Annotated in this window: 3 protein-coding genes; all 3 read right to left on the bottom strand. The window is 45.1% G+C overall.

Features of this window, described 5'->3' with window-relative positions:
* The coding region (locus VN429_RS01835) for a VWA domain-containing protein (protein ID WP_325629175.1) at positions 1-815 on the bottom strand (815 nt) is incomplete at its 3' end.
* Entirely contained in the window at positions 815-1,705 is an 891-nt protein-coding gene (locus VN429_RS01830) for a DUF58 domain-containing protein (RefSeq protein ID WP_325629173.1), read from the bottom strand. The genes VN429_RS01835 and VN429_RS01830, both read right to left, overlap by 1 nt.
* A 14-nt stretch (positions 1,706-1,719) precedes the next feature.
* Entirely contained in the window at positions 1,720-2,706 is a 987-nt protein-coding gene (locus VN429_RS01825) for an AAA family ATPase (RefSeq protein WP_325629171.1), read from the bottom strand.
* Positions 2,707-2,793 lie beyond the last annotated feature (87 nt).

Genomic DNA, 2,793 nt, shown 5'->3' with positions numbered 1-2,793 from the left:
ATTTCTGAGAGAGTCCCATCATTGACTGATTTATAGTATTTTCCTCCGGTGTCTGATGCAATCTTTTTAAGGGCATCTTCATCGAGATCGGCGTACTGCGGGTTGCCAAACCAGTCATATCCGAGAACAACCGGTTTATCTGATCCAAGACCGATGGTGAATACTTGGATTCCTTTGTCTTTTGCAAACTGTGTGGCCTGTTCAGGAGAGATAACACCGGCATTATTCACACCATCAGAAAGAAGAATAACAACTTTCTTTCGGTTTGGGATCGACTCAGACATATCTATTGCAAGTGCTAATCCATCTCCGATTGCGGTTGCCCCGTCCTTCTGTTCAATGGATTTTAATTTGGTATATACCCGGTCCTTATCTGGAGAAAGATATGCAGCACTGGTAGCTCCTGATTCGAATGTGATGACACCAACATAATCCTTATCGTCTAATTGACGTATCAGCTGTCCGGCTGAATTTTTGGCTGCCTCAAGTCTCGTTGGCTTGTAATCATTAGCCTGCATACTGCCAGAATCATCCATCACAAGGATGACATTGACTCCCTCTTTAGCTTGCTCAAGAGGAATATGGGGGTCAGCAAGTCCGATAATAACACAGCCCAGGGCAGCAAGACCAATCAGAAGGAGTAATCGCGGTCGTGCAGAACCCGATCTTCCGGCTAGTGCGGTCTTCATAAAACCGATATGGGAGAAGACCATCGCTTCCTGTTTTTTTCTTTTGGTTTCGCGGAGATACCAATAGTATATGGCTGGTAGTGCTAGTAGCAGAACCAACCATTCTGGATGATAAAAACCTGCCATTAGCGTGCCCCCGCCATAGGTCTGTCAGCAAAAAGCTGCTGTAGAGGACTGAACCAGTCATCAGAGGTTCTAACCTGTTCCATGGGAACATGACATTTCTTAAAAATTCCGGCAGTCCTTTTTTCTGCTTCTAAAACAGCTCTCTGGTAGTCTGATCTGAACAGTTCGTCCGAAGTATCGATGAGGATCTGCTCACCGGTTTCTGCATCCTCAAGTTCAATCAGACCGATATCAGGAAGATCTGACTCACGGGGGTCAGACACCCTGATTGCATATACTTCATGGTGCTGTCTGAGCTGGCCAAGTTCACGTGAGAAGTCAGGCATATAAAAATCAGAAATAAGAATAACGGAGGCCATTCTCCGAAGACGGGTCAGGATATGATGAAGTGCAGGTCTCAGGTCCGACCCTGAACTCTGAGGGGTATGGTTAATGACCTCATGAATGAGGTGGACTGCATGAGCTCTGCCGCTTCGTGCCGGAATAAATCGTTCAACCTTGTCTGTGACAACAATAAGTCCTGCCCGGTCATGGTACCGTACTGCTGCAAATACGAGGCTTGCATAAATCTCCAGCATCATCCTGTATTTACTTACCATGCTACCGAAGGCGTGGGACCCTGACAGATCAATAACAAAATAAAATGTCTGGTCTCTCTCTTCGGTAAACTCCTTGACATGTGGAATTCCATATCTGGCAGTGACTTTCCAGTCAATTGCCCGAATGTCATCTCCAGGAATATACTCTCTGATCTCAGAGAACTCTATTCCCTGACCTTTAAAGAGGGAGATGTGAACACCTGCCTTTTGTCCTGTCACCCTGGCACGTGTAATGAGATCTACCGAGCGGATGAGCCTTACCAGTTCAACAGGATCTTCCCATGCTGGCATCTACTCTCTCCTCCTCATGGAACGGGAACACTTTTGAGAATCTTTGTGATTACAGAATCTGAAGTAACCCCATCTGCCTCCGCCTGATATGTGAGGATGATCCGGTGTCGAAGAACTTCTGCCGAAATAGCCTTTACATCCTCAGGAACAACATATCCACGTCCCCTTAAGAGTGCATGTGCTTTGGCACCAAGAACAAGAAAGATGGTTGCACGAGGTGATGCCCCATATGCAATGTAATCACTAAGTTCCAGACCATATCGTCCAGGACTCCGTGTTGCATCAACAATCGAAGTTACATAATTCTTAATCTCAACATCAGCATATACCCGGGAGAGGAACTGCTGAATAGAGAGGATCGTATCAGCTGTGATGACAGCCTTTGGAGTGATTTTCACACCTTCAGTAAACCGATCTAGAATCGTAACTTCTTCTGTTCGTGAAGGATACCCCATAATGATCTTGAACATGAACCTGTCCATTTGGGCTTCAGGAAGTGGATATGTACCTTCATGCTCAATCGGGTTCTCGGTAGCAAGCACGAAAAACGGAATTGGAAGTTTAAACGTCTCTCCCTGTATCGTGACCTGACGTTCCTGCATGGCTTCAAGCAATGCTGACTGTACCTTTGGTGGTGCACGGTTGATCTCATCAGCAAGAACAAACTGACTGAAGATTGGACCTTTTACTGTTGAAAATGAAGACGTTTGTTGATTAAAAATTTTGGTGCCAGTAATATCGGCAGGCAGCAGGTCTGGAGTGAACTGTATACGTGAGAATGAAGCATCGATAGCTTGAGCAAGAGTTTTGATAAGTAATGTTTTCGCGATTCCAGGAACTCCCTCAAGCAGGACATGACCATCAGCAACTAATGAGATGACAAGACGATCTACGATTTCATGTTGTCCGACAATTATTCTGGATATTTCATCCCTAAGGGGAGTGAGGAGGTCTGCGTATTGTTTCGCTTCTTTTGTAAGCGCAAGGATCTCTTCGTTCATGAATTCACCTGATATTCGATTTTGGTAGATTGATTACCGATAGATTTGCAGGTAACTCTACAAAGTAAAGTTTGCATTACATATTGA

Origin of the sequence: Methanospirillum sp. (genome assembly GCF_035560735.1) — an archaeon.
Taxonomy (GTDB): Archaea; Halobacteriota; Methanomicrobia; order Methanomicrobiales; family Methanospirillaceae; genus Methanospirillum.
Note: the sequence above shows the minus strand (reverse complement) of the source record. Positions and strands in the feature narration are given on the sequence as shown.